The sequence below is a fragment of the Mesorhizobium sp. B1-1-5 genome, from assembly GCF_006443065.1.
Classification (GTDB): Bacteria; Pseudomonadota; Alphaproteobacteria; order Rhizobiales; family Rhizobiaceae; genus Mesorhizobium.
The window spans coordinates 1-25,443 of the sequence record NZ_VFWS01000072.1 but is presented as its reverse complement, the minus strand read 5'-3'; the positions used below and the strand labels follow the sequence as shown (position 1 = coordinate 25,443).

25 protein-coding genes and 1 pseudogene are annotated in these 25,443 nt (G+C 64.2%); 10 read left to right on the top strand and 16 right to left on the bottom strand.

The features are described from left to right. A pseudogene (locus FJ980_RS35090) lies at positions 1 to 202 on the bottom strand (hypothetical protein); the annotation flags it as partial. On the opposite strand from FJ980_RS35090, the gene FJ980_RS20175 reads away from it, so the two are divergent. Both FJ980_RS20175 and rhuM read left to right on the top strand, forming a co-directional pair. Next, positions 189 to 1,253, top strand: a complete 1,065-nt coding sequence (locus FJ980_RS20175) for a TraB/GumN family protein (RefSeq protein WP_140545562.1) — start codon at positions 189 to 191, stop codon at positions 1,251 to 1,253. The pseudogene FJ980_RS35090 and the gene FJ980_RS20175 overlap by 14 nt on opposite strands. A 606-nt stretch (positions 1,254 to 1,859) precedes the next feature. Then, positions 1,860 to 2,891, top strand: coding sequence for a RhuM family protein (gene rhuM / locus FJ980_RS20165; protein WP_140545561.1), 1,032 nt, complete (start codon positions 1,860 to 1,862; stop codon positions 2,889 to 2,891). Positions 2,892 to 2,923: 32 nt separating this feature from the next. Here rhuM and lpdA read toward each other — a convergent pair whose 3' ends face one another. The 15 genes from lpdA to FJ980_RS20090 form a co-directional block, all read right to left on the bottom strand. Beyond that, on the bottom strand, positions 2,924 to 4,330 hold the full coding sequence (lpdA, locus tag FJ980_RS20160) for a dihydrolipoyl dehydrogenase (RefSeq protein WP_140545560.1): 1,407 nt from the start codon (positions 4,328 to 4,330) through the stop codon (positions 2,924 to 2,926). A gap of 24 nt (positions 4,331 to 4,354) precedes the next feature. Next, positions 4,355 to 5,110: an SDR family oxidoreductase gene (locus FJ980_RS20155; protein ID WP_140545559.1), complete on the bottom strand. Its 756-nt coding sequence runs from the start codon at positions 5,108 to 5,110 to the stop codon at positions 4,355 to 4,357. Then, complete coding sequence (locus tag FJ980_RS20150; RefSeq protein WP_140545558.1) at positions 5,107 to 5,619, bottom strand: hypothetical protein; 513 nt, start codon at positions 5,617 to 5,619, stop codon at positions 5,107 to 5,109. Before FJ980_RS20150 ends, FJ980_RS20155 begins: the two co-directional genes overlap by 4 nt. Beyond that, entirely contained in the window at positions 5,619 to 6,392 is a 774-nt protein-coding gene (locus FJ980_RS20145) for a DUF4241 domain-containing protein (RefSeq protein WP_140545557.1), read from the bottom strand. Before FJ980_RS20145 ends, FJ980_RS20150 begins: the two co-directional genes overlap by 1 nt. A 16-nt stretch (positions 6,393 to 6,408) precedes the next feature. Next, positions 6,409 to 7,689 carry a 2-oxoglutarate dehydrogenase complex dihydrolipoyllysine-residue succinyltransferase gene (gene odhB / locus FJ980_RS20140; RefSeq protein WP_140545556.1) on the bottom strand — a complete coding sequence of 427 codons (1,281 nt, stop codon included), beginning with the start codon at positions 7,687 to 7,689 and terminating at the stop codon, positions 6,409 to 6,411. Between the two features lie 62 nt (positions 7,690 to 7,751). Further along, complete coding sequence (locus FJ980_RS20135) at positions 7,752 to 10,739, bottom strand: 2-oxoglutarate dehydrogenase E1 component (protein ID WP_140545555.1); 2,988 nt, start codon at positions 10,737 to 10,739, stop codon at positions 7,752 to 7,754. A gap of 127 nt (positions 10,740 to 10,866) precedes the next feature. Continuing rightward, positions 10,867 to 11,769: a succinate--CoA ligase subunit alpha gene (gene sucD, locus FJ980_RS20130; protein ID WP_126080453.1), complete on the bottom strand. Its 903-nt coding sequence runs from the start codon at positions 11,767 to 11,769 to the stop codon at positions 10,867 to 10,869. A 44-nt stretch (positions 11,770 to 11,813) separates the two neighbouring features. Next, on the bottom strand, positions 11,814 to 12,092 hold the full coding sequence (locus FJ980_RS20125) for a hypothetical protein (RefSeq protein ID WP_140545554.1): 279 nt from the start codon (positions 12,090 to 12,092) through the stop codon (positions 11,814 to 11,816). Between the two features lie 12 nt (positions 12,093 to 12,104). Next, positions 12,105 to 12,476: a cupin domain-containing protein gene (locus FJ980_RS20120; RefSeq protein ID WP_140545553.1), complete on the bottom strand. Its 372-nt coding sequence runs from the start codon at positions 12,474 to 12,476 to the stop codon at positions 12,105 to 12,107. 14 nt (positions 12,477 to 12,490) lie between these two features. Next, positions 12,491 to 12,871 (bottom strand): hypothetical protein, encoded by a 381-nt coding sequence (locus FJ980_RS20115; RefSeq protein WP_140545552.1) that lies wholly within the window; start codon positions 12,869 to 12,871, stop codon positions 12,491 to 12,493. Between the two features lie 16 nt (positions 12,872 to 12,887). After that, positions 12,888 to 14,081, bottom strand: a complete 1,194-nt coding sequence (gene sucC, locus FJ980_RS20110; RefSeq protein WP_140545551.1) for an ADP-forming succinate--CoA ligase subunit beta — start codon at positions 14,079 to 14,081, stop codon at positions 12,888 to 12,890. Positions 14,082 to 14,105: 24 nt separating this feature from the next. Then, positions 14,106 to 15,074, bottom strand: a complete 969-nt coding sequence (gene mdh / locus FJ980_RS20105) for a malate dehydrogenase (protein ID WP_140545550.1) — start codon at positions 15,072 to 15,074, stop codon at positions 14,106 to 14,108. Positions 15,075 to 15,554: 480 nt separating this feature from the next. After that, complete coding sequence (gene zapE / locus FJ980_RS20100) at positions 15,555 to 16,745, bottom strand: cell division protein ZapE (RefSeq protein WP_140545549.1); 1,191 nt, start codon at positions 16,743 to 16,745, stop codon at positions 15,555 to 15,557. Between the two features lie 72 nt (positions 16,746 to 16,817). Then, on the bottom strand, positions 16,818 to 17,357 hold the full coding sequence (locus tag FJ980_RS20095; RefSeq protein WP_140545548.1) for a protease inhibitor Inh/omp19 family protein: 540 nt from the start codon (positions 17,355 to 17,357) through the stop codon (positions 16,818 to 16,820). A gap of 196 nt (positions 17,358 to 17,553) precedes the next feature. Further along, complete coding sequence (locus FJ980_RS20090) at positions 17,554 to 17,991, bottom strand: VOC family protein (protein WP_140545547.1); 438 nt, start codon at positions 17,989 to 17,991, stop codon at positions 17,554 to 17,556. Positions 17,992 to 18,118: 127 nt separating this feature from the next. Here FJ980_RS20090 and FJ980_RS20085 point away from each other — a divergent pair, with 127 nt between their 5' ends. From FJ980_RS20085 to FJ980_RS20050, 8 genes are all read left to right on the top strand, one after another. Further along, the gene (locus tag FJ980_RS20085) at positions 18,119 to 19,156 is read left to right on the top strand and encodes an MBL fold metallo-hydrolase (RefSeq protein ID WP_140545546.1); all 1,038 of its coding nucleotides are present in this window, start codon (positions 18,119 to 18,121) and stop codon (positions 19,154 to 19,156) included. A 29-nt stretch (positions 19,157 to 19,185) separates the two neighbouring features. Beyond that, on the top strand, positions 19,186 to 19,347 hold the full coding sequence (locus FJ980_RS20080; RefSeq protein ID WP_031195454.1) for a DUF1328 family protein: 162 nt from the start codon (positions 19,186 to 19,188) through the stop codon (positions 19,345 to 19,347). A 160-nt stretch (positions 19,348 to 19,507) separates the two neighbouring features. After that, positions 19,508 to 20,392, top strand: a complete 885-nt coding sequence (gene dapF, locus FJ980_RS20075) for a diaminopimelate epimerase (RefSeq protein WP_140545545.1) — start codon at positions 19,508 to 19,510, stop codon at positions 20,390 to 20,392. Then, positions 20,392 to 21,720, top strand: a complete 1,329-nt coding sequence (gene mtaB / locus FJ980_RS20070; RefSeq protein ID WP_140545544.1) for a tRNA (N(6)-L-threonylcarbamoyladenosine(37)-C(2))-methylthiotransferase MtaB — start codon at positions 20,392 to 20,394, stop codon at positions 21,718 to 21,720. The genes dapF and mtaB overlap by 1 nt, the downstream gene beginning before the upstream one ends. A gap of 14 nt (positions 21,721 to 21,734) precedes the next feature. Continuing rightward, entirely contained in the window at positions 21,735 to 23,360 is a 1,626-nt protein-coding gene (gene ftsY / locus FJ980_RS20065; RefSeq protein WP_140545543.1) for a signal recognition particle-docking protein FtsY, read from the top strand. Positions 23,361 to 23,422: 62 nt separating this feature from the next. Further along, positions 23,423 to 24,079: a septation protein A gene (locus tag FJ980_RS20060; protein ID WP_140545542.1), complete on the top strand. Its 657-nt coding sequence runs from the start codon at positions 23,423 to 23,425 to the stop codon at positions 24,077 to 24,079. Positions 24,080 to 24,165: 86 nt separating this feature from the next. Continuing rightward, positions 24,166 to 24,786, top strand: coding sequence for a pyridoxamine 5'-phosphate oxidase family protein (locus FJ980_RS20055; RefSeq protein WP_140545541.1), 621 nt, complete (start codon positions 24,166 to 24,168; stop codon positions 24,784 to 24,786). A 37-nt stretch (positions 24,787 to 24,823) separates the two neighbouring features. Then, entirely contained in the window at positions 24,824 to 25,357 is a 534-nt protein-coding gene (locus FJ980_RS20050; RefSeq protein WP_140545540.1) for an NADPH-dependent FMN reductase, read from the top strand. Positions 25,358 to 25,443: the final 86 nt, after the last annotated feature.

Here is a 25,443-nt window from a genome sequence, read left to right as displayed (position 1 = left end):
GCATGGATTCCAGGGTCTGCGCTGCGTCGCTTCGCTCCTTGCTCCGCCCGTGGATGACGAAGCGATAGACGTTTCGGTCAACGCATTCCTTCCGACAACCCGAGCGAACATCAAAGCTCACCGGATCGGAAACAATTTCATCCTCCCGGTTAACCGTTTTGCCGCTTTTCGGCGCTAAGACGCTTCCCATGAAACGCGTCATCGCCATCGCCGACCGCGCGGCCCTGGTCTCGTTGAAGCTGCTTGCAGCGCTCAACCTGCTGTTTTTCCTGTCTTTCCTCGCCGTTCTGCTGCTCGCCAGCCGGGCCCATGCCGCAGCGCCCAATTGCGCCGGCGCCGATCTTTTGACCGCGCTGGAGAAGAACGATCCCGCCGCCTTCAAGAAGGTCGAGACCGAGGCCGCGGCCGTACCCAACGGCAAGGGCCTGCTGTGGAAGCTGGAGAAGCCCGGCGAAAAACCGTCCTATCTGTTCGGCACCATGCACATGACGGATACGCGCGTCACGACGCTGCCGGCCGCGGCGCAGAAAGCCTATGACGGCGCGGGCACAATCGTCATCGAAACCACCGATGCGATGGACAAGGCCAAGATGATGGCCGCGATGGCCAGCGAACCCGGCCTGATGATGTTCACCGACAACACCACGCTGTCGTCGCTCTTGTCGCCCGACGATGCGGCGGCGCTGGACAAGGGGCTCGACGCGCGTGGCATCCCGCCGGCGACGGTCGCCAAGATGAAGCCGTGGATCCTGTCGGCGATGATGGCGTTGCCGGCCTGCGAGGTGGCGCGCCAGAGCGCCGGCGAACCCGTGCTGGACGTCAAGCTTGCCTCGGACGCCAAGGCTTCGGGAAAGGACGTCGAAGGGCTCGAAACCGCCGTTGATCAGTTGCGCGCGATGGCCTCGCTGCCGATCGAATTCCACATGAAGAGCCTGGTCGAGACGATGAAGCTCGGCGACAAGGTGAACGACGTCAACGAGACGATGATCGTGCTCTACCAGCGTGGCGAGGTCGGCATGTTCTGGCCGCTGTTCCGCGCCGTGCTGCCGGAGACGGCGGACGACAAGGCCGGCTATGCCGCCTTCGAGCAGACCATGATCACCAGCCGCAATAAGGTGATGGCGGCGCATGCCGGGCCGATATTGGCCAAGGGCAACGTCTTCATGGCCGTCGGCGCCATGCATCTGCCCGGTCCGGAAGGACTGGTCGAGGATTTTCGCAAGGCAGGGTATAGTGTTACCGCCGTCAACTGAGTCGTCTGGCGGCTGGCGGACCTGAAAACGCCGGTTTTTCAGCGCTTTCCGTCCGTCCGCGTGAAACCCGATGCGGGCTCAGCGCGTTGATGGCTGTTATTTTGATGACTTTCATCCAAGGAGGACACGTTTCATGGCGAACCCTAACGACCCGTTCACCCCTTCGAGCACGCCTCCCACCTCGAGTGGCGGTGGCGGCGGCAGCGGCTGGCTGATCGCCCTTGTTGTCATTATCCTGGCCGTGGTTGCGTATTATGTCTTTGGCAGAAGCGGCGGCGAGCATGCGCCCGCACCGGCTGAGCCGCCGGCCGCCAGCACGCCGGCTCCGGCCCCTGCAACGCCTGCTCCGGCGCCTGAGCCAACTCCGGCGCCTGCCCCGGCTCCCGCGCCAGCTCCGGCACCTGCGCCCGCGCCCGCGCCCACCCCTGCGCCAGCCCCGGCACCTGCGCCGGCTCAGTAACCTGGCAACAGCTTGAAGATGAACGGCCCGCCGAGAGGCGGGCCGTTTTGGTTGGGGCAGGCAAATCGCGGAGAATGGTGGCAGGACCGGGCGTGCGGTAGCGGAAGTTGCTATAATGTTCTCGCGCAACCGAGTCGGGCATCCCTATGACTGATGATGAAAATGAACCGGTGCATCTGGTAGAAGACGAAGAGACTGGCGATCGGTTTCTCGTCTACAGCACCGAAAAAGGCATTCAACTCGATATCCGCTTCGAAGGTGACACCCTGTGGATGACGCAGGCGCAGATTGCCGACCTATTTGGGCGGGATCGCACCACGATCACGCGGCATATCAACAATGTAATTGAGGAGGGGGAACTCGACGAAGCGACTTCTGTGCAAAAAATGCACATAAGTCTGGGCAGGCCGGTCGCCATCTACAACCTGGATATGGTGATCTCGGTTGGCTATCGGGTGTCATCGACCCAGGCCACTCTTTTCCGTCGCTGGGCCACGGGCATCCTGGTCCAGTTCGCCAAGAAGGGATTCATTGTCGATTCTCCACGTCTAAAGCGTTCCGAGAGCGCAGATCGGGTCGCTGAGCTACGAGAGATAATCCGTGACATTCGTTCCGACGAGGCGAACATCTACCGCGAGCTGCGCAGCATTTGCGCCATGTGCCAGGACTACGACGGCACCACCGAAGCGGCGCGCGAGTTCTATCAACGGACGCAAGCCAAGCTGGTCTACGCGGTCACATCACAGACGCCCGCGGAAATAATCGCCGCCAGGGCAAACCACCAATTTGAAAACATGGGCTTACGGTCGTGGCCAAACGACAATATTAGAAAGACTGACCTCGCCGTTTCGAAGAACTATCTCGCTGAAGGGGAGATCAAAGAGCTAAACCGGCTCACGACCATCTTGCTCGACATATTCGAAGACCAACTCGACATGGGCAGGCTTGTCGTGATGCAGGATGCGCAGACCCTTCTCGATCAACAGTTGCGTCAGCTTGGGCGAACAGTCCTGCGATCCGGCGGCTCCGTGAAAACCTCTGACGCAAGGCGTATCGCTGAAGCGCAGTACGAGAAATTCGATCGGCAGCGGAAGCTTGAACGCCATCGGGAAGCTGACGAACGCATCGCCGCCTTAGCCAAGGAGGCGAAGAAACTGCCGAAGTCGCCACGCCGATAGCAGACAAAGATAGAAGAAGCCTATGGTGCCTTTCAGATGTGAATAGGCTTGAAGAACGTCGCCAGCGCCGCTTCCTTGACTGCTTCCGACATCGTCGGATGCGCGTGGCAGGTCCGCGCCAGGTCTTCGGACGAACCGCCGAACTCCATCAGCACCGCCGCCTCGTGGATCATCTCGCCGGCGCCGAAGCCGACGATGTGGACGCCGAGCACGCGGTCGCTTTGTTTGTCGGCCAGGATCTTCACGAAGCCATCGGTGTGCAGCATGGCGCGCGCGCGGCCATTGGCGCTGAACGGGAATTTTCCGGCCTTGTAGTCGATGCCCGCCTTCTTCAGCTCTTCTTCGGTCTTGCCGACCGAAGCGATTTCCGGGCTGGTGTAGACGACGCTCGGGATGACGTCGTAGTTCACATGGCCGGCCTGGCCGGCGATCGTTTCGGCCACCGCGACGCCCTCGTCCTCGGCCTTGTGCGCCAGCATCGGCCCGGCAATGACGTCGCCGATGGCATAAATGCCGGGCACATTGGTCCTCAAATGCCCGTCGGTCTTGACGCGGCCGCGCTCGTCGACCTCGACGCCGGCTTCCTTCAGCCCAAGGCTGTCGGCATAGGGGCGCCGCCCGGTGGCGACCAGCACGACGTCCGCCTCGATGGTTTCGGCCGCGCCGCTCTTGACCGGCTCGAAGGTGACGCTGGCGCCCTTCTTGACCTTGGAGACGCCGGTGACCTTGGCGCCGAGCTTGAACTCGAAACCCTGCTTGGAAAGCAGCCGCTGGAACTGCTTCGACACCTCGCCGTCCATACCGCCCAGGATAGTGTCGAGGAACTCAACCACGGTGACCTTGGCGCCGAGCCGGGCCCACACCGAGCCGAGTTCCAGCCCGATGACGCCGCCGCCGACGACGACGAGGCTGGCGGGCACCTTGGCCAACGACAACGCGCCGGTGGAGGAGACGATCGCCTTCTCGTCGAAATCGACCTTGACGCCCGGAATGCCGGCGACATCCGAGCCGGTGGCGATGACGATGTTCTTGGTCTCGATCTCCTCGACCTTGCCGTCCTCGCCCGTCACTGAAACCTTGCCGCCGGAAATCACCTTGCCGGTGCCGCGAAAGGAATCGATCTTGTTCTTCTTGAACAGGAACGCGACGCCGTTGACGTTGGACGTCACCGTCGCGTCCTTATGTGCCATCATCTTCTTCAGGTTGAGCTTCGGCGCCGGTAGCTCGATGCCCAGCGTATCGAAGGCATGGCCGGCTTCCGCGAACATCTCGGAGGCGTGGAGCAGCGCTTTCGACGGGATGCAGCCGATGTTGAGGCAGGTGCCGCCGAAAGTGGCGCTCTTCTCGACCACCGCCGTCTTCAGCCCGAGCTGTGCCGCCTTGATGGCGCAGACATAGCCGCCCGGGCCCGATCCGATGATAACGACGTCATAAGCCATGATGGTGTCCTTCTGGTCTGGCCCTCAGCGGCCGCCGCTCACATTCAGGATCGCGCCCGTTATATAGGAGGCCGCATCCGACAAAAGATAAAGAACCGCGCTGGCGACTTCGTCGACTGTCCCGGCGCGTTTCATCGGCAGCAGGTCCTGCATCCGCGCCACCCGGTCGGGCTGGCCGCCCGAGGCATGGATTTCGGTCTCGGTGATGCCGGGGCTGACCGCGTTGACGCGAATGCCTTCGAGCACCACCTCACGCGCTAGGCCGATGGTCATGGTGTCGATCGCGCCCTTGGAGGCGGCATAGTCGACATATTCGCCGGGCGAACCCAGCCTGGCCGCTGCCGAGGACAAGTTGACGATGGCACCGCCCTGGCCGCCGTGTCGCGTCGACATGCGCTTGACCGCTTCGCGGGCGCAGAGAAAGGAGCCGACGACATTGATGCGCATCATGCGCTCCAGCCGCGCCGCGCTCATCTCGTCGACCCGCGCCTTGACGTCGACGATGCCGGCATTGTTGACGAAGGCGTCGAGCCGGCCGAACGCCCGGTCGACGACTTCGAACATCGCCAGGACACCGGCCTCGTTGCCGACATCGCCTCTGACCGCGAAAGCATCGCCGCCACCGGCTTTGAGCTCGGCGACCAGCATGTCCGCCGCCGCCTGGTTGGAGACATAGTTGACCGCCACCCGGTAGCCGGCCTGGCTCGCCTGTCGGCAGATAGCGGCGCCGATGCCGCGGCTGCCGCCGGTAACCAGCAGCGTCTTGTTGTCCGCGCTCATTCCTGGCAGCCTTTCAGCATGAAAATGTCCCATGGCACCTTGGAAAAACCGGCAGGGCCATAAGCGGCCGACATCTCCAGCGACGCTCCGAGATCGGGAAAGATCAGGCTTTTCGGTGCGTCGGCGCCTTCGGCCGGCAGCAGGCCGATCGTGCCCTTGTCGTCGGCGCTGTAGACGACGCCTTCCCAGACCGTGCAGGCGGCAAGCTCCTCGCCGGTGACGTCGCCCGTCGGGCATTTGTACATCAGCGAGCCGTGCGGCCGCGCGGCGCTGCCTTCGGTCCACATGGCGATGCCGTCGAGCACGACATTGTTGTCGAGGATCATGCGGAATGCGTTGGTGATCGTCGCCGAGCTGCCGGCCGGCGTGAAGTCGATCTCGGCGCCGCTCTTTGCTTCGCCATAGACGGCGAGCTGGATCGGGCAGGCAGCCTGCGCACCGGAACTCGCAGCCGTAAGCGCCAGCGATCCGGCCATCAATCCGATCATGGGCGAGGCGGCATTCGTCATCACTTGCCCTGGTCGCTTTCGCGGCCGTCGGCGTTTTCGAGCACGCCGAAGTCGGTCATCAGGACCACCGGCTCGCCCGCCGCGTCCAGTCCCCAGAAGGACGGATAGAAGCCATCGCCCCAGCCGCTCCAGAACATCGCGATGTTGACCGGATTGCCGGCGGCCGGACGGTGCATGACGAATCGGTCCTGGTTGGGCGCGAACTCGGCCGCCAGCACATCGTCATAATAGTTCTGATCGGGCTTCAGCTTGTCCTGCGCGGCCGTCATCAAGGCCATCGCCGCCTTGTCCATGAACGAGCCGAGGCCGGCGTCGACGGGATAGCCGAAGATCTCGTCGCCGTTCAGCGTCGAGACGTCCTGGCCGGGCAGAGTGGCGAGCTCCCAGCGCACCGGCACGCCGGGCCGGAAGCGAAGGAACGCCGCGGCGACCCGGCCCTGCGCCTCGAACAGCGCGACCGGATAGTGCCCGGGCTTCACCCTGCGGGCCAGCGCCGGCCAGTCGTCGGTCGTGATCAGAGGATCGCAGGCGATGATCTCGCCGGTCGGCAGTTCGAGCTCGCCGATCGGCGTGACGGCAATCTTGCGCTCCGCCAGTTGCGCGTCGCTGAGCGCGAAGATGCCGAAATTGCTGCTCGCCGTCGCCGGATCCCAGTCGGCGGCCGTTGCGGGCGACGGGATGGCGGCGGAGAGGCCAAGCAGGAAGATGCTGCGCCGCAAGCCGCGTGCCGTCCGGCCGAGTCCGAACCCGAACCGTTCCAGCCAGCCGCTCATTGCGGATCGGCTCCGATCACAGATCGAGCACCAGCCGCTCGGGGTCCTCCAGGCTTTCCTTGACCCGCACCAGGAAGGTCACCGCTTCCTTGCCGTCGACGATGCGGTGGTCGTAGCTCAGCGCCAGATACATCATCGGCCGGATGACGATCTGGCCGCCGACCACCATCGGCCGCTCCTGGATCTTGTGCATGCCAAGAATGCCCGACTGCGGCGCGTTCAGGATCGGCGTCGACATCAGCGATCCGTAAACACCACCGTTGGAAATCGTAAACGTCCCGCCTTGCATATCCGCCACCGACAGCTTGCCGTCGCGCGCGGCGAGGCCCAGACGGCCGATCTCCTTCTCGATCTCGGCGATGGACATCTGGTCGGCATCGCGCACCACCGGCACCACCAGCCCCTTGTCGGTGCCGACGGCAACGCCGACATGGGCGAAGTTCTTGTAGATGATGTCGGTGCCGTCGATCTCGGCATTGACCGCCGGGATCTCCTTCAGCGCGTGCGTTACAGCCTTGGTGAAGAAGCCCATGAAGCCGAGCTTCACGCCATGCTTCTTCTCGAACACGTCCTTGTACTTGGACCGCAGCGCCATCACCGCGCTCATATCCACCTCGTTGAAGGTGGTGAGCATGGCGGCGGTCGACTGCGCCTCTTTCAGGCGGCGCGCGATGGTCTGGCGCAGCTTGGTCATGCGCACGCGTTCCTCGCGCGGCGCATCGGCGGTCGAGGACGGCGCCCGGGCAACGACCGGCGCCGGAGCCAGAGCAGCCTTCGGCGTCTCGGCCGGCTGGGAAGGGGCGCCCTTGGCGATGGCGTCGAGCACGTCGCCCTTCAGCACCTGGCCGCGCTTGCCTGAGCCGGACAGCTGGTCGACCGAGAGATTGTGTTCCGCGATCAGCTTGGCCGCGGCCGGCGCCGGCGGCATGGTGCGCGGCTCGACCGGACCGGCGTCGCCGGCCATCTTGGCGGTTTCGGCCGCGGCCTGCTTGGTGGTGGACGCGGCATCCGGGCTGGAAGCCTGGGCGACTGCCTGCGGCTTGGTCGCCGGGGCCGCGCCGCCCGCCGAAATCGAGCCGAGCAGCGCCCCGACATTAACCGTCTCGCCTTCCTTGACGGCGATCTCGGCCAGCGTTCCGGCGCCCGCGGCGGGCACTTCCACCGTCACCTTGTCGGTTTCGAGCTCGACCAGGGGCTCGTCGGTGGCGATCGCGTCGCCGACCTTCTTGAACCACTTGCCGACAGTCGCCTCGGTGACGGATTCGCCGAGAGTGGGGACGCGGATTTCGGTAGCCATTGTGCCTGTCCGTTGTCTTCTTGAGGTCTGTTTCGTCCGGTCTGCTTACCCGCCCGGCGCCCTTATTCGCCGAGAGCGTCGTCGAGCAGCGCGGCCAGCTGGCTGAGATGCTTCGACATCAACCCAGTCGCCGGCGAGGCCGAGGCCGGCCGGCCGGTGTAGCGCACCCGCTGATGCTTGGCGTCGATATGCGCCAGCACCCATTCGAGATAGGGATCGATAAACGACCAGGCCCCCATGTTCTTGGGCTCTTCCTGGCACCACACCATCTCGGCGTTGCGGAAGCGTGACAGTTCGGTGATCAGCGCCTTGGCCGGGAACGGATAGAGCTGTTCCACGCGCAGCAGGTAGATGTCGTTGATGCCGCGCTTCTCGCGCTCCTCATAGAGGTCGTAATAGACCTTGCCCGAGCACAGCACGACGCGGCGGATCTTGGAGTCCTTCACCAGCTTGATCGGCTGGTCGGCCAAGAGCTGCGCGTCGTCCCAAAGCAGGCGGTGGAACGAGCTTTCGCCCGACATTTCCGGCAGCGTCGACACCGCCCGCTTGTGGCGCAGCAGCGACTTCGGCGTCATCAGGATCAGCGGCTTGCGGAAGTCGCGCTTCAACTGCCGGCGCAGGATATGGAAATAATTGGCCGGCGTGGTGACGTTGGCGACCTGCATGTTGTCTTCGGCGCAAAGCTGCAGGAAGCGCTCCAGCCGCGCCGACGAATGCTCCGGCCCCTGGCCCTCATAGCCATGCGGCAGCAGGCATACGAGACCCGACATGCGGAGCCACTTGCGCTCGCCCGACGAGATGAACTGGTCGAACACGACCTGGGCGCCGTTGGCGAAGTCGCCGAACTGCGCCTCCCAGAGCGTCAGCGCCTTGGGCTCGGCCAGGCTGTAGCCATATTCGAAGCCGAGCACCGCCTCTTCCGACAGCATCGAGTTGATGACCTCGTAGCCGGCCTGCGCCGCCGACAGGTTGTTGAGCGGGATGTAGCGGTTCTCGTCGCGCTGGTCGTAAAGCACCGAATGGCGCTGCGAGAAGGTACCGCGCTCCGAATCCTGGCCGGAAAGCCGGATCGGATTGCCGTCGAGCAGGATGGCGCCGAAGGCCAGCGCCTCGGCCGTCGACCAATCGATGCCTTCGCCCGACTCGATCGCCTGGCGACGATTTTCGAGGAAGCGCAGGATGGTCTTGTGCGCCTCGAAATCCTTCGGCACCTCGGTCAGCTTCTTGCCGATCTCCTTCAGCGTGCGCACCGGCACGGCGGTCTTGCCGCGCCGCTGTTCGTCCTGGTTGTCGGCGGTGCGCAGGCCCGACCAGGCGCCGTCCAGCCAGTCGGCCTTGTTGGGCTTGTAGTGCTGGCCGACTTCCCATTCGGCTTCCAGATGCGCGCGCCAGTCGGCCCGCATCTTGTCGACCTCGGCCTGGGTGACGTGGCCTTCGGCGATCAGCCGGTCGGCATAGATCTGCACCACCGTCTTATGGCTGCGGATGTTGCGGTACATGATCGGCTGGGTGAAGGACGGTTCATCGCCCTCATTGTGGCCGAAGCGGCGGTAGCAGAACATGTCCACCACCACCGGCTTGTGGAACTTCATGCGGAATTCGGTCGCAACCTTCGCGGCATGCACCACCGCTTCCGGATCGTCGCCATTGACGTGAAAGATCGGCGCCTCGATCATCTTGGCCACATCCGACGGATAGGGCGAGGAACGCGAGAAGCGCGGATTGGTGGTGAAACCGATCTGGTTGTTGATGATGAAATGCAACGTGCCGGCGACGCGATGCCCGCGCAGGCCCGACAGGCCGAGGATTTCCGCGATCACGCCTTGGCCGGCAAAGGCGGCGTCGCCGTGCAGCAGCAGCGGCATGACCTTGGCGCGCTCCGACAGCGGCACGATCTCGCCGCGCTCACGGCCGGACAACTGATCCTGCTTGGCGCGCGCCTTGCCCATCACGACGGGGTCGACGATTTCCAGATGCGAGGGGTTGGCCGTCAGCGACAGGTGCACCTTGTTGCCGTCGAACTCGCGGTCTGACGAGGCGCCGAGGTGATACTTGACGTCGCCCGAGCCTTCGACTTCGTCGGGAGCCGCCGAGCCGCCCTTGAATTCGTGGAAGATGGCGCGGTGCGGCTTGGCCATCACCTGGGAAAGCACGTTGAGGCGGCCGCGATGCGCCATGCCTAGCACGATTTCCTTCAGGCCAAGCTGGCCGCCGCGCTTGACGATCTGTTCCAGCGCCGGGATCAGCGACTCGCTGCCATCGAGGCCGAAACGCTTGGTGCCCTTGTACTTGACGTCGATATACTGCTCGAAGCCCTCGGCCTCGACCAGCTTCGACAGGATCGCCTTCTTGCCGGTGGCGGTGAAGGTGATCTCCTTGTCGGCGCCTTCGATGCGCGCCTGAATCCAGGCCTTCTCTTCCGGATCGGAGATGTGCATGAACTCGACGCCTAGCGTCGAGCAATAGGTGCGGGTCAGGATATCCAGCATCTGCCGGATGCTGCCGAATTCGAGGCCCAGCACATTGTCGAGGAAGATCGGCCGGTCGTAATCGGCTTCGGTGAAGCCATAATTCTCCGGCGACAGCTCGTTGTAGTCCTCGAGCGGCTTGGCGATGCCGAGCGGGTCGAGATTGGCGTGCAGGTGGCCGCGCATGCGGTAGGCGCGGATCATCATGATGGCGCGCACGGAATCGCGCGTCGCCTGGTGCACGTCGGCGTCGGAAAGCACCGCGCCGTTGACGACGGCCTTTTCCTTGACCTTCTTTTCGATCGCCTTTTCGACCAGACCCCAATTGCCGTCGAGCGCCGAGACCAGCTCGCCATTGGCCGTGAGCGGCCAGGAAGGCTTCGCCCAGGACGCGCCCTTGGCGTTCTTGCGGACATCACCCGCGTCATCCTTCAGCGCCGCGAAGAAATCCTGCCACTCCGGATCGACGGAGGCGGGATTGTCCTCATAGGCCGCGTAGAGCGCGTCGATATAGTCGGCATTGCCGCCATAAAGGAATGAGGTGAGCGAGAATTGGTCGTTGGCCTGATCTTGTCTTGCCATTTTCGTCTGCGGAGCCTGGCTCCGTCTCCTTTTCTGGAAGGGAGTAGGGGAGTAAGGGAATAGGGGAGTAGGGCATTTTTGCCGCTGATCTTTCCCTACTCCCCTATTCCCTTACTCCCGTACTCCCTTAACCCTTGATCGCCTCGACCAGCGTCGTGCCGAGCCTGGCCGGCGAGGGCGAAACTTTTATTCCGGCCGATTCCATCGCCGCGATCTTGTCTTCCGCGCCGCCCTTGCCGCCGGAGATCACCGCGCCCGCGTGGCCCATGGTGCGGCCGGCCGGCGCGGTGCGCCCGGCGATGAAGCCCGCCATCGGTTTCTTGCGGCCGCGTTTGGCTTCGTCCTTGAGGAACTGCGCGGCGTCTTCCTCGGCCGAGCCGCCGATCTCGCCGATCATGATGATCGACTTGGTCTCGTCGTCGGCGAGGAACATCTCCAGCACGTCGATGAATTCGGTGCCCTTGACCGGGTCGCCGCCGATGCCCACCGCCGTGGTCTGGCCGAGGCCGACATTGGTGGTCTGGAAGACTGCTTCATAGGTAAGCGTTCCCGAGCGCGAAACAACGCCGACCGAGCCCTTGCGGAAGATGTTGCCGGGCATGATGCCGATCTTGCATTCGTCGGGCGTTAGCACGCCCGGGCAGTTCGGGCCGATCAGCCGCGAGGTGGAGCGGTCGAGCCGCGCCTTGACCTTGACCATGTCCATCACAGGGATGCCTTCGGTGATGCAGACGATGAGCGGGATCTCGGCCTCGATCGCCTCGATGATGGCTTCGCCGGCTCCCGCAGGCGGCACGTAGATGACGGAGGCGTTGGCGCCGGTCCTTGCCTTGCCCTCGGCGACGGTGGCGAAGATCGGCAGGCTTTCGCCTTTCGAACCGGTCCAGGTTTCGCCGCCCTTCTTGGGATGGATGCCGCCCACCATCTTGGTGCCGTGATAGGCCAGCGCCTGCTCGGTGTGGAAGGTGCCGGTCTTGCCGGTCAGACCCTGAACCAGCACCTTGGTGTTCTTGTCGACGAGAATGGACATGCGGGGAGCTATCCTTTGGATTTATGGAGGCCTACGTGCCGGCCTTATTCGGAACGGAGTTGCAGTCGGTTGATTCCAAGTTCGTCGCGCCAGTTCGGCGAGGTTTGCTGACGGGCCTGTTCGCCGAGGGTGATCGGTCCGTCCCGATGGATGCCTCGACGCGTGTGCCCGCCCTGCGATTCGGGAAAATCGACGTCGAGCCAGTCCTCGACATAGGCCTTGGCCAGTTCTTCGATGGAAACGCCGCGCCACTTCGCACAAGCGGCCAGCATGTCCATCGTTTCCCGATCAAATGTCATTTGGACTGTTTGGTTGTCACCCATGACGCCCGTCCCCTATAGCCGCTTCAGCTCGCTGACGGTCAATTCACTTTTGACATTGCCGGTGTTCAAGGTCGTCGCCGGCTCGAACATCAGCACCACCGGCTCTTTCGTCAGCGAGCGCGGCCGGTGCTCGACGCCGCGCGGCACGACGATGAAGTCGCCCTCGGCGAGCTCGACCGGCCCGTCGCGGAAGTCGATGGCGATCCTGCCGCGCAGCACGAGAAAGGCTTCGTCCTCATGGTCATGCGCATGCCAGTCGAAAACCTCGCCGAACTTGGCGACCTTGGCCTGGGCATCGTTGATGTCGCCGGCGATATGCGGATCGAAGACCTTGGCGATCTTCGCGTCCGCCGCCTCGACCAGGTTTATCTTGCGCGGAGGCATCCGCTCATTCCTTTTCATCTGGCGTCCGCGAGGCGCTGGTCGCCAATCTCATCTCTCAGATAATGGTGAGGCATAAGGCCAAGAACGTTCTCTTTGCCGTACATCCAACCTCTCATTTTCATCGAAGGTTTGAACGGACTCTTCCCGCTTCCAACGACAACGTACCACTCGCGCCCAACCTCGTCTGATGCCCGGTACAGCCAGAAATGCCGCCCATCTTCCGTTTGCTCAGCGACCGCGCCGTGCACTTTGTAGTGCATCGGCTTCTCGTCCAACTTCCAATGATCGTGGCACCAACAAAGATACTGCTTGATTTCATCGATCGAATACGGACACGCGGCCGGCTGATCGAGGCTTTGAACTTCTTCCTCCCAATGGACTGGGAAGCTACTCACGCAGCGCTCTCCTTGGTTAGCCCTTCACCGCCTTGACGATCTTCTTGGCCGCGTCATCCAGATCGTCGGCCGACACGACATTGAGGCCGCTATCGTTGATGATCTTCTTGCCGAGCTCGGCATTGGTGCCTTCCAGCCGCACGACCAGCGGCACCTTCAGGCCCACTTCCTTGACCGCGGCGATCACGCCCTCGGCGATGACGTCGCACTTCATGATGCCGCCGAAGATGTTGATCAGGATGCCTTCGACCGCCGGATCCTTGGTGATGATCTTGAACGCCGCCGTGACCTTTTCCTTGGAGGCGCCGCCGCCGACGTCGAGGAAGTTAGCCGGCTCAGCACCGTAGAGCTTGATGATGTCCATCGTCGCCATGGCAAGGCCGGCGCCGTTGACCATGCAGCCGATATTGCCGTCGAGCGCGACATAGGCGAGGTCGTATTTCGACGCCTCGATCTCCTTCTCGTCCTCCTCGGAAGTGTCGCGCAATTCCATCACGTCCGGGTGGCGGAACAGGGCATTGTTGTCGAACGACACCTTTGCATCGAGCACGCGCAGATGCCCGTCCTTCATGACGATCAGCGGGTTGACCTCGAGCAGGCTCATATCCTTCTCGGCAAAGGCCTTGTAGAGGATCGGGAACAGCGTGCCGCCGTCCTTCGCCGCATCGCCGTCGAGCTTCAGCGCGGCGTTGAGCTTCTTCACGTCGTCGGCGCTCACGCCCTTTTCCGGATCGATGGCGACGGTGACGATCTTTTCCGGCGTGTCGTGCGCGACCGTCTCGATGTCCATGCCGCCCTCGGTCGAGACGACGAAGGCGATGCGGCCGACCGAGCGGTCGACCAGGATCGACAGATAGAGCTCGCGCTCGATGTCGGCGCCGTCCTCGATATAGAGGCGGTTGACCTGTTTGCCGGCAGGTCCCGTCTGCTTGGTGACCAGCGTGTGGCCGAGCATCTCGTTGGCGTTGGCGACGACTTCCGCCGCCGACTTCGCCAGCCGCACGCCGCCCTTGGCGTCGGGGCCGAGCTCCTTGAACTTGCCCTTGCCGCGGCCGCCGGCATGGATCTGGCTCTTCACGACATAGAGCGGGCCGGGCAGCGCTTCTGCCGCCGCTTCCGCCTCGCCGGCCTTGAACACCGGAACGCCGCTTGCGACCGGCGCGCCAAACGTCTTCAGCAGCGCCTTGGCCTGATACTCATGGATATTCATGCGCGTGGTCTCCGGGAAGGACTGTTATTTGCCGGCGAGATGCGGGGCGATCTTGGTGCAGGCCTCGGTCAAGCCCTGGACCGCCGCGACCGAGGAATCGAACATCTTCTGCTCGGCCTTGGAGAGGTCGATCTCGATGACGCGCTCGACGCCGCCGGCGCCGATCACCACCGGAACGCCGACATAGGTGTTCTTCACACCATACTGGCCCGAGAGGTGCGCGGCGCAGGGCAGCACCCGCTTCTTGTCCTTGAGGTAGGATTCGGCCATCGCGATCGCCGAGGCGGCCGGCGCGTAATAGGCCGAGCCGGTCTTCAACAGGCCGACGATCTCGGCGCCGCCGTCGCGGGTGCGCTGCACGATCTGGTCGAGCTTTTCCTTTGAGGTCCAGCCCATCTTGATGAGGTCGGGCAGCGGGATGCCCGACACGGTCGAATAGCGGATCATCGGCACCATGGAATCGCCGTGACCGCCGAGCACGAAGGCGGTGACGTCCTCGACCGAGACCTTGAACTCTTCGGCCAGGAAGTAGCGGAAGCGGGCGCTGTCGAGCACGCCGGCCATGCCGACGACATGGCTGGTCGGCAGGCCGGAGAACTTCTGCAGCGCCCAGACCATCGCGTCGAGCGGGTTGGTGATGCAGATGACGAAGGCCTTCGGCGCGTATTTCTTGAGGCCGGCGCCGACCTGCTCCATCACCTTGAGGTTGATGCCGAGAAGGTCGTCGCGGCTCATGCCGGGCTTGCGCGGCACGCCGGCGGTGACGATGCACACATCCGCGCCCTCGATGCCGGCGTAGTCGTTGACGCCGGTCAGCCGGGAATCGAAGCCGTCGACCGGCGAAGATTGCGCGATGTCGAGACCCTTGCCCTGCGGAATGCCCTCGGCAATGTCGAACAGCACCACGTCGCCGAGATCCTTGAGGCCGATCATATGGGCGAGCGTGCCGCCGATCATGCCCGAGCCGATGAGCGCTATCTTGTTGCGTGCCATGTGAGGATGTTTTCCTTTGTCTGTGACGAAGTCGTGACGGGCCGGAGGGGCCGAAAGGATGCGGGAAACCGCGAGATTTGGCCGCACCGAATAACTCCGGCGCGGAAAAAATTCAAACGATTATTTTGACCTCAGTATTTTCAATCGGTTAGATGCTTTGGGAATTACGTAAACGTCAAAGTTTGTGAGCCGACTGAGGAGAATTTACACAATGAACGTCGAAATCAGAAGGCTTCATCCGGGCGATGACGCGGTTGTGATTTAAGCAGGGCACCCCTCCAAAGCCGGCGGGACAGCGTCCCCCTCTGGCCTGCCGGCCGTCGTCTCCCCCATTTGGGGAGAGATCAGCCGTCATCGCGGCTTTCGCCAATTGTTCACGGCGCAGGATCGAGCAGGGCGCCAAAGCTGCAATCTCCCCCCAAGTGGGGGAGATGTCCGGCAGGACAGAGGGGGGCGCGAAGGAACGCTACTGAACGAAATTCAGGCTTGCGCCTGCCTCACCTCTGCAGCCGGCACCTCCTCTTTTCGCCGCTCCGCCCAGTCCCGGCTCTGCATTTCGACCAGGCGCGAGGCTGTACGCTCGAATTCGAACACTTCCGTGCCGCGCTTGGCCGTATAAAGCCGTTCGGGCGGCGCCGCGGCGCTCATCACCAGCCGCATGCGGTGGTCGTAGAGCGTGTCGATCAAAAGGATGAAGCGCTTGGCCTCGTTGCGCTTGCCTTCGCCCAGCACCGGCACATGGTCGATGAAAACGGTCGAGAAGCGGCCGGCGATCGCCAGATAGTCGCGCGCGCCGAGCGGCTTTTCGCAGAGGTCGGCAAAGGAAAAGCGCGCGACATCGCCGGCGGCGCGCGGCACGACAAGCTGGCGGCCTTTCAGCGTCAGCGTCACCTCGCCGGTCGGCTGGCCACGCGTCATCGCCATCCAGGCCTCGTCCAGCGCGCGCTCGGCCGCAGCGTCGTCCGGCGTGACATAGACCGGCTGGCGGTTGAGCTTTTCCTGCCGGTAGTCCTTCTCGGCATCCAGCGTCATCACATGTGCATTGCGCTCGAGCAACGAGATGAACGGCAGGAAGAGCTGGCGGTTCAGCCCGTCGCGATAAAGGTTCTCCGGCGCCACATTGGAGGTGGCGACCAGCACCACGCCGTTGGCGAACAGCGCCGAGAACAGGCGCGACAGTATCATCGCGTCGGCGATGTCGGTGACCGAGAATTCGTCGAAGCACAGCACCCAGGCTTCATCGGCGAGCGCCCGCGCCACCGGCGGGATCGGGTCGTCTTCCTTGACCGTGCCTTCCTTGCGCGCCTGCCGGTGGCTCTGGATGCGGTCCTGCACATCGGCCATGAAGTCGTTGAAATGCACGCGGCGCTTGCGCCGGACCGGCAACAGCTCGAAGAACATGTCCATCAGCATGGACTTGCCGCGCCCGACGCCACCATGGATATAGAGGCCTTTGACGGGCTCGCGCGACTGCCGCTTGGCCGCGAACAGCCAGCCCAGCGCGCTCGATTTATGCGCCAGCCTTTTTGCCGAGATCTCGTCGGTCAGCCGATCGAGCGCGGCGACGATGCGCTCCTGCGCCGGATCGCGCTCGGCCGCGCCGCTCTGGACGAGATGCTCGTAGCGCTGCCTGACGGTCGCGTGGGTCTGGATACCGTCGCGCAGATGCATGGGTAAGTCATTCCGGAGCAATCCGGGGGAAACGGTTCCATCCGGAATTGCGTAAAAAGGGGCGGTTTCGCGTTATCTTGTAAGCGAGATGGGTTGCCCGTTGGAAGTCTGGCCGTCGAACTTTTCTCCGCCGGACGAATAGAGCCTGGCCAACGTGCCGCCGTTTTCGTCGTAGAGCGTCAGCTGCTTGCCGGCGACATTCCACGACTTGATGCCGTCGATCGGCGCCGGGCAGTGCAGCGGACCGGCACGGTAGCCGGCGCCGAACTTGGTCTGCGGCGTCGCCACCTTGCAGCTCTGCCCGGAGACATTGACATTCCAGACGCCGGCGACGCTGGCTGCGGTGAGATCGGTGGCGCCGGCGGGCGCCGTGCCGTCCGGCGGCAGCGACGCGACCTGGGTGTTCTTCGGAGCGGTCGGGAATTGCGACGCATCGGCGGCGCCGGGGGAAGCCGGCGGCGGCAGCTGATTCTGCGTCACCGTGCCGGAGGGCGCCGGGGTCAGCGGCGCCGGCTGCTGGTCGTCCATCGACGAGAAGCGCGACGTCGAGCAGCCGCTCGCAACGAGCGCGGCCAGCGATACGGCCAAAAGGCCAGTCCTTGAAAAATGCATTTACCACCTCCGTCGGATCTGGCCGGGGGGAGCCATCCGCGTAATCTCCGCTTCACCAAGACGGCGAAGGTGGCAGAATTTCAACCCGATATGGTTAAAATAGGGTTTTCGAAGCGGCTGTTGCAAATTTATCGCAGCGGAGGGCCCCGGTCGGGAAGCTGCCGCTGAAAACCTATAATCTATTGAAATATCAATATTAAATCCTGGCGCTCGGCACGAACACGTAACCATCCGGGCCGGCGATGTAGCATTCGCGCAAGCCATGCTGCTTGTCGATCGAGCCGGCCAGCACGATGTGGCCGAGCGCGGCCGCCTTTTTCTCGACCGAGTCCGGATCGGCGCCGTAAAGGCGCAGTTCGATGCCGGCCCCGCGAGTCTCAGCGCCTTGGGTGACGCCGGTCATCGGATTGTCCAGATAGGAATGGTCGGCATGCAGCATGAAGATCGAGCCCAACAGCTCGATCGCCGCGAAATCCTCGTCGCCATAGATGATCCGCGCGCCAAGCACGTCGCGGCAGAAAGCCTCCATCGCCGCCATGTCGGTGACCAGCAGGTTGACGCCGATGCCAAGCGGCAGCGAGCGGCCGAAATCCTCGGCCTTCATCCACGGTGTCTTGGTTCGCTTCATTACCATGACGATCACCCCAGTCTGCCGATCCTAGACGAGCCCGGCTTCGGCCATTGGCATTCGGCGGCAAAATGCTTGCGCCAGGCCGGCGCGTCCTTATCTCAGGAAACGACACAAGCGGGCGGGAGACAGCATGGCCGCGAGAACGGGAACCGCCAACCGCTACTACAGCGGGCCGCCCAGCGATCATTTCGACGGCGCCCTGTTCTTCAATCCCGGCGGCAAGCCGCCCGGGAGCTTCACCGATCTCATCAAATGGCAATTCGGCGGCGGGCGGGCGAAATGGCCGGCTTCGGTTCCGAGCCCGTATCCCCCGGCGAAGCCGGATATACGGGTTGAGGGCAGCGCGCTGAGACTCACCATGGTCGGCCATGCTTCGCTTCTCATCCAGACGGCGGGGTTGAATATCCTGACCGACCCGGTCTGGTCGGAGCGCGCCTCGCCTTTGGCTTTCGCCGGGCCGAGAAGGGTCAATGCGCCGGGGATTGCCTTTGCCGACCTGCCGCCGATCGACCTGGTCCTGATCAGCCACAATCACTACGACCATCTCGACCTCGTGACGCTGAAGCGGCTGAGGGAGAAACACGACCCGCTGGTGGTCGCGCCGCTCGGCAATGACGCCATCATCGGCCGCGCGGCGCCCGGCATGCGGCTCAGCGTGCATGATTGGGGCGACAGGCTCGATGCCGGCACGGCAGTCATCCATGTCGAACCGGCGCATCACTGGTCGGCACGCGGCGGGCGCGACCGCCGCATGGCGCTGTGGGCGGGCTTCGTCATCGAGACGATGGCCGGCAATATCTATTTCGCCGGCGACACCGGTTTCCATGACGGCATCAACTACCGGCTGATGGCGCAAAAGCATGGCGGCTTCCGCCTCGCCATCCTGCCGATCGGAGCCTATGAGCCGCGCTGGTTCATGGCGCCGCAGCACCAGAATCCGCAGGAGGCCGTTCAGGGCATGATGCTGTGCAATGCCGCCTTCGCCGCCGGCTGCCACTGGGGCACCTTTCGTCTCACCGACGAGCCGGTCGATGAGCCGGCCCGGAAACTGGCCGAGGCGCTGGCCGCCGAAGACCTGCCGCCGGAGCGTTTCCGTGCCATGCGACCGGGAGAGCTATGGGACGTGCCAGCCATCTACAAAGGAACCCAAACCGGCCAAACGCGTTGATCGGACGACGCAAACCGCTGGAGCTTCCCATGATCAGGTGGATCATCATCCTTCTCATCATTGCCGCCGCCGCGAGCCTGCTCGGCATGCCGGCTTTGGCAGGCGCGGCCGCTACCGGCGCGCGCATCCTCATCGGCATCGTGCTGATCATCTTCCTGCTGATCGTGCTCGGCGTCTTCGCGGTAACATAAGCGCGACCACTTGGTCGTCGCTGGCGCGACCGCCAGGTCGTCGCTGCGCGACCGGTCGCCGCGCGGCCTCTTCTTCGTCGTCGCCAGAGCCAACGCTGGACTGGTAATTCCCGCCCGTTTCCGCCATATAGCGCCCAAACGGATTGGAACGACCGGTTAGATGGCAGGCAGCGCCCCCTTCGCCAAGATGAACGGCATCGGCAACGAGATCATCGTTGCCGATATGCGCGGCCGCGCCGACAAGGTGACGGCGGCGGCCGCGATCGCCCTCAATGACGACGCGGCGACGAAGTTCGACCAGATCATGGCGATCCACGACGCGAAGACGCCGGGCACCGCCTATTATGTCGACATCCTGAACTCCGACGGCACCAGCGCGCAGGCTTGCGGCAACGGCATGCGCTGCGTGGTGCAGGCTCTGGCCGCCGAGACGGGCAACAAGAGCTTCACCTTCGAGACCCGCGCCGGCATCTTGAATGCGCAGGAGCATGCCGACGGCCTTATCTCGGTCGACATGGGCAAGCCGCGTTTCGGCTGGCAGGAGATCCCGCTGGCGGAAGAGTTCCGCGACACCCGCATGATCGAGCTGCAGATCGGCCCGATCGACGCCCCGGTGCTGCATTCGCCCTCGGCGGTGTCGATGGGCAACCCGCACGTGATCTTCTGGGTCGACAACGACGTCTGGTCTTATGAGCTGGACCGCTTCGGCCCGCTGCTTGAGAACCATCCGATCTTCCCCGAGCGCGCCAACATCACCATTGCCCAGGTGACTTCGCCTCGCACGATGATCATCCGCACCTGGGAGCGCGGCGCCGGCCTCACCAAGGCCTGCGGCTCGGCGGCTTGCGCCGCCGCGGTCGCGGCTGCCCGCACCAGGCGCACCGGCCGCAGCGTCTCGCTGCTCACGCCCGGCGGCGGCGAGCTCAATGTTGAATGGCGCGACGACGACCACGTCGTCCTGACAGGTGCCGCCGAATGGGAATTTTCCGGCAGCTTCGATCCCTCGACCGGCGCCTGGGTTCGCGACACCGAAAGCGCCGCCTGATGTCCGCCCTTCAAAAAGGCGTGGTATCCCAAGCCTCCACCACGACAGGTATCGACGTCGTCACCTTCGGCTGCCGCCTCAACACCTATGAATCGGAAGTGATGCGCCGCGAGGCCGAAAGCGCCGGCCTGGGCGAGCTCAATGGCGGCGCCTTCATCTTCAACACCTGCGCCGTCACCGCCGAAGCGGTGCGCCAGGCCAAGCAGGCGATCCGCAAGGCGCGCCGCGAGAACCCTTCAGCCCGCATCATCGTCACCGGCTGCGCGGCCCAGACTGAGCCGCAGAATTTCGTCGCAATGGACGAGGTCGACCTGGTGCTCGGTAATGAGGAGAAGCTCAAGGCCCACTCCTACCGCGCGCTGCCCGATTTCGGCGTCAACGACACCGAGAAGGCGCGCGTCAACGACATCTTTTCGGTGCGCGAGACGGCAAGCCACATGGTCGACGCCATCGAGGGCCGCGCGCGCGCCTTCGTGCAGGTGCAGAATGGCTGCGACCATCGCTGCACCTTCTGCATCATCCCTTACGGCCGCGGCAACTCGCGCTCCGTGCCGATGGGCGCGGTGGTCGAGCAGGTGAGGCGGATAGCCGGCAACGGCTATGCCGAGATCGTTTTGACGGGCGTCGACATGACCAGTTTCGGCGCCGACCTGCCGGGGGCGCCAAAGCTGGGAAAGCTGGTGAAGACCATCCTGCGCCAGGTGCCCGACGTGAAGCGGCTGAGATTGTCCTCGATCGATTCCATCGAGGCCGACGACGACCTGCTCGACGCCATCGCCACTGAACAGAGGCTGATGCCGCATCTGCATCTGTCGCTGCAGTCGGGCGACGACATGATCCTGAAGCGCATGAAGCGCCGCCATCTGCGCGACCAGTCGATCCGCTTCTGCGAGGACGTGCGCAAGCTGCGTCCCGGTGTCGTCTTCGGCGCCGACATCATTGCCGGCTTTCCGACCGAGACCGAGGCGATGTTCGAGAATTCGGAAAGAATAGTCGAGGAATGCGGGCTGACGCATCTCCACGTCTTTCCGTTCTCGCCACGCGAAGGCACGCCGGCCGCGCGCATGCCGCAGGTTCGCCGTGAGGTGGTGAAGGCACGCGCCGCGAGGCTGCGCGTCGCCGGCGAGGCCGCCTACCGTCGTCACTTGTCGTCGCTCTCCGGCACACGGCAATCGATTCTGGTCGAGCGCGACGGGCTTGGCCGCACCGAAGGTTTTACGCTGGCCGCGATCGACGCCGGCGCGCCCGGCGAAATCGTCGACGCCATGGTCGCCGGCCATGACGGCGCCCGACTGATTGCGGCCCCGCTTGCCGCGCAAGCCGCCTGAGAACTGCGAGACGCATGGCTGGTTTCTTCAAGAAGATATTTTCGTTCGGCAGGAAAGAAGTCGTCGAGGAGCGCGTCGACGAGACGCTGCCGCCGATCAAATGGGACGCGCTGGAGGCGCTGAAGCCGGAGGCTGAGCCTCAACCGGTCCCCGAAGAGCCGAAGCCGGAGCCCGCTCCATCCATCCCGCCGGTGCCAGAACCCACCATTCCCGCCGAGCCGGAACCGCTGCCTCAGCCCGAGCCGGAAGAAGAGCCGCAACCGGCGCCCGAGAAGCCGGAGACGCCTGCCCCCGAGGAAGTGCCGCCGGCACAACCTGAGCCTTTACCCGCGCCAGCACCCGAACCTGCTCCGCAGGAAGTGCCCGCACCTGTGCCGACTCAGCCGGACATCGAGCCTTCGCGTCCGGAACCGCTGCCTGAGCAGCCACCGGTCGAAGTGCCGACGCCGCCTGCCGAAGTCCCGGTCGAAACGCCGGCGCCCATCGAGGTGCCACCAGCGGCGCCGCCCTCTGTGGAACCATCCGCCGAAGCCGTAGCGGAAATCGCGCCTCCTATTCGACAGCCCGCGCCCGTCGAGCTGCAGCCGATCCATGCCGAGATCGCACCGGAGCCGGAGGCTTTGCCGCCGCCGCCGACACCCGCCCCCTCTGCCGGCAAGGTAACGGTCTCAAAAAAGGTCGAACAGAAGGCCGAGCCGGTGAAGGCGCCGGAGCCGGCGCCGCGGCGCTCCTGGTTTCAGCGCATGCGCGAAGGGCTTGCCCGCTCATCGCGCGAGCTCACCGGCAACATCGCCGGCGTCTTCACCAAGCGCAAATTGGACGAAGACACGCTGCAGGACCTGGAGGACGTGCTGATCCGCGCCGATCTCGGCGTGGAAACCGCGCTGCGCGTCACCGATTCGCTTGCCTCCAGCCGCTACGGCAAGGATGTCTCGGACTCGGAAGTCCGCGCCGTGATGGCGGCGGAGGTGGAGAAGGTGCTGGCGCCGGTCGCCAGGCCGCTCGAGCTCGACCTCAGCCACAAGCCGCATGTCGTCCTGGTCGTCGGCGTCAATGGCACCGGCAAGACCACCACCATCGGCAAACTGGCCGCCAAGCTCACCGATGGCGGCCTCAAGGTGATGCTGGCCGCCGGCGACACGTTCCGCGCCGCCGCGATCGAGCAGCTCAAGATCTGGGGCGAGCGCACGAAATCCCCCGTCGTCGCCTCCAAGCTCGGCGCCGATGCGGCGGGCCTCGCCTATGACGCATTCGAGAAGGCCAAGGAGGCGGGCTCCGACGTGCTGATCATCGACACGGCTGGGCGCCTGCAGAACAAGACCGAGCTGATGGCCGAGCTGGAGAAGATCGTGCGCGTGCTGGGCAAGCTCGATCCCGAAGCGCCGCACACGGTGCTGCAGACGGTCGATGCCACAACCGGCCAGAACGCGCTGAACCAGGTTGAGATCTTCCGCAACGTCGCCGGCGTCAACGGCCTGGTGATGACCAAGCTGGACGGCACGGCGCGCGGCGGTATTCTGGTGGCGATCGCCGCCAAGCACCGGCTGCCGGTCTATTTCATCGGCGTCGGCGAGCAGGTCGACGACCTTGAACCGTTTTCCGCCAGCGAATTCGCGAGAGCCATCGCCGGCGTGGCTTGAACAAGGCGCGATCTTGCAAGGCCGCCTGCTTTTCGGCCAGATCGTGCGCAAGAAGGACTTTTATGAATATCATCGAACGCGACCCGTCCGATCCACGCCGCAAGCCGATCAACCCCGGCTTGAAGTTCCTGCTCGAGCTTGGGCCTGGCCTGGTGTTCTTCTTCACCACCATCCGCGGCGAGTGGCTGGCCGAGAAATTCCCGGTGCTCGCCCATCTCGGCGAGCCGATCCTGATCGCCACCGCCTTCTTCATGGCCGCGACGGCGCTTTCGCTGAGCGTCTCCTGGCTGCTGACGCGCAGCCTGCCGCTGATGCCGCTGGTCTCGGCGATCGTCGTGTTCGTCTTCGGCGCGCTGGCGCTTTACCTGCAGGACAAGACCTTCGCCTTCATGAAGCCGACGATCATCAATTCGCTGTTCGGCGTCACGCTGCTCGGCGGGCTGCTGTTCGGCCGGTCGCTGCTCGGCTACGTCTTCGATTCCGCCTTCCAGCTCGATGCCGAGGGCTGGCGCAAGCTGACCTTCCGCTGGGGCCTGTTCTTCCTGTTCCTCGCCGTGCTCAACGAGGTCGTGTGGCGCAACTTTTCCGAGGCGACCTGGCTTTATTTCAAGGTCTGGGGCACCATCCCGATCACCTTGCTGTTCACCTTCAGCCAGATGCCGCTGATCATGCGCCACTCGCTGGAGGAAAAGTCCAAGCATGAGAAGGCCGGAAACTAGAGCAATTCCAGGAAAAGCGGCTGCCGGTCGGGTTCGGCGACTTCGCCGTAATCTCCGTCCGGAATTGCGTCAGAAAGGGGGGCGGTATGGAATTCCTCACCACGCATGACGAGCTGAGGACGGTCTACAAGACGCCCGCGCCGACCGACGGCTCGATCCGCAAGGAGCTCAAGGCCCTCGACGGCCATTGCCGCTCCTTCATCGGCAAGAGCCCCTTCGTGCTGATCGGCTCCTCCGACGGCGCCGGCAATGCCGACGTCACACCCAAGGGCGACAAGCCCGGCTTCGCCGCCATCCTCGACAACTCCACCATCGCCATTCCCGACCGTCCCGGAAACAACCGTCTGGACACGCTGGAAAACATCATCCGCAACCCACCGGTCGGACTGCTTTTCCTCATCCCCGGCATGAACGAGACGCTGCGCGTCAATGGCGACGCCCGCATCACCGTCGATCCCACCTTGCGCGAACGCCTGGCCGTCGACGGCAAGGAGCCGCAGAGCGTGATCGTGGTGACGGTCAAGGCCGCCTATATGCATTGCGCCAAGGCCTTCATGCGCTCCGATCTGTGGAAGCCTGAGACCTGGTACGACCGCGCGACCCTGCCGACCCTCGGCCAGATCATCCGCGACCAGCTGGCGCTCAGCGAAAGCGCCGGCGAGATCGACCGCGAGCTGGACCACGATTACCGCCAGACCATGTGGTAGGCTTGCCGGACGACTCAATCCTTTGTCCGGCTCTCCCTTGATCGAGATCATCGCCATATCGGGCAGCTTGCGCGCCGCCTCGACCAACTCGGCCCTGGTTGCCGCATTGGCCACCAATGCCCCCGCGGCCTGCCGCGTCGAGGTTTACGATGGCCTCGGCCGCTTGCCGATCTTCAATCCCGACGACGAGGGCGAGCGCACGCCGCCCAAAGCGGCCGAGCTGATCGAGATGATCACCCGCGCAGACGGCGTCATCGTCTCCTGCCCGGAATATGCGCATGGCGTGCCCGGCGGCATGAAGAACGCGCTCGACTGGCTGGTGTCGCGCGACGCGGCGGTGGGCAAGCCGGCGATGCTGGTCCACGCCTCGCCCCGCTCGCTCTATGCGCGGGCCGCGTTGGCCGAGGTGATGCGGACGATGTCGTTCGCGATGTACGAGGAGACGGCGCTGGAGATCGCGCTGCTGGGCAAGAAGCCGGCAGAGGTGGAGGCTATTTTGGCAGACCCTGCGAACCGAAGGGCGATGCGTGGAGCGATCGAGGCTTTCGTGGGGGTTATTGGCGGACGGTGAGTGGCGCGTCTTCCCCTTCTCCCCTTGTGGGAGAAGGTGGATCGGCGCGCAGCGCCGAGACGGATGAGGGGTGTTCCAGCGGAGTG

What these genes read in the sequence shown, in the direction of transcription:
- FJ980_RS20175 (WP_140545562.1), top strand. Translation starts at nt 189, where the DNA reads ATGAAACGCGTCATCGCCATCGCCGACCGCGCGGCCCTGGTCTCGTTG.
- rhuM (WP_140545561.1), top strand. Translation starts at nt 1,860, where the DNA reads ATGACTGATGATGAAAATGAACCGGTGCATCTGGTAGAAGACGAAGAG.
- lpdA (WP_140545560.1), bottom strand. Translation starts at nt 4,330, where the DNA reads ATGGCTTATGACGTCGTTATCATCGGATCGGGCCCGGGCGGCTATGTC.
- FJ980_RS20155 (WP_140545559.1), bottom strand. Translation starts at nt 5,110, where the DNA reads ATGAGCGCGGACAACAAGACGCTGCTGGTTACCGGCGGCAGCCGCGGC.
- FJ980_RS20150 (WP_140545558.1), bottom strand. Translation starts at nt 5,619, where the DNA reads ATGACGAATGCCGCCTCGCCCATGATCGGATTGATGGCCGGATCGCTG.
- FJ980_RS20145 (WP_140545557.1), bottom strand. Translation starts at nt 6,392, where the DNA reads ATGAGCGGCTGGCTGGAACGGTTCGGGTTCGGACTCGGCCGGACGGCA.
- odhB (WP_140545556.1), bottom strand. Translation starts at nt 7,689, where the DNA reads ATGGCTACCGAAATCCGCGTCCCCACTCTCGGCGAATCCGTCACCGAG.
- FJ980_RS20135 (WP_140545555.1), bottom strand. Translation starts at nt 10,739, where the DNA reads ATGGCAAGACAAGATCAGGCCAACGACCAATTCTCGCTCACCTCATTC.
- sucD (WP_126080453.1), bottom strand. Translation starts at nt 11,769, where the DNA reads ATGTCCATTCTCGTCGACAAGAACACCAAGGTGCTGGTTCAGGGTCTG.
- FJ980_RS20125 (WP_140545554.1), bottom strand. Translation starts at nt 12,092, where the DNA reads ATGGGTGACAACCAAACAGTCCAAATGACATTTGATCGGGAAACGATG.
- FJ980_RS20120 (WP_140545553.1), bottom strand. Translation starts at nt 12,476, where the DNA reads ATGCCTCCGCGCAAGATAAACCTGGTCGAGGCGGCGGACGCGAAGATC.
- sucC (WP_140545551.1), bottom strand. Translation starts at nt 14,081, where the DNA reads ATGAATATCCATGAGTATCAGGCCAAGGCGCTGCTGAAGACGTTTGGC.
- mdh (WP_140545550.1), bottom strand. Translation starts at nt 15,074, where the DNA reads ATGGCACGCAACAAGATAGCGCTCATCGGCTCGGGCATGATCGGCGGC.
- zapE (WP_140545549.1), bottom strand. Translation starts at nt 16,745, where the DNA reads ATGCATCTGCGCGACGGTATCCAGACCCACGCGACCGTCAGGCAGCGC.
- FJ980_RS20095 (WP_140545548.1), bottom strand. Translation starts at nt 17,357, where the DNA reads ATGCATTTTTCAAGGACTGGCCTTTTGGCCGTATCGCTGGCCGCGCTC.
- FJ980_RS20090 (WP_140545547.1), bottom strand. Translation starts at nt 17,991, where the DNA reads ATGGTAATGAAGCGAACCAAGACACCGTGGATGAAGGCCGAGGATTTC.
- FJ980_RS20085 (WP_140545546.1), top strand. Translation starts at nt 18,119, where the DNA reads ATGGCCGCGAGAACGGGAACCGCCAACCGCTACTACAGCGGGCCGCCC.
- FJ980_RS20080 (WP_031195454.1), top strand. Translation starts at nt 19,186, where the DNA reads ATGATCAGGTGGATCATCATCCTTCTCATCATTGCCGCCGCCGCGAGC.
- dapF (WP_140545545.1), top strand. Translation starts at nt 19,508, where the DNA reads ATGGCAGGCAGCGCCCCCTTCGCCAAGATGAACGGCATCGGCAACGAG.
- mtaB (WP_140545544.1), top strand. Translation starts at nt 20,392, where the DNA reads ATGTCCGCCCTTCAAAAAGGCGTGGTATCCCAAGCCTCCACCACGACA.
- ftsY (WP_140545543.1), top strand. Translation starts at nt 21,735, where the DNA reads ATGGCTGGTTTCTTCAAGAAGATATTTTCGTTCGGCAGGAAAGAAGTC.
- FJ980_RS20060 (WP_140545542.1), top strand. Translation starts at nt 23,423, where the DNA reads ATGAATATCATCGAACGCGACCCGTCCGATCCACGCCGCAAGCCGATC.
- FJ980_RS20055 (WP_140545541.1), top strand. Translation starts at nt 24,166, where the DNA reads ATGGAATTCCTCACCACGCATGACGAGCTGAGGACGGTCTACAAGACG.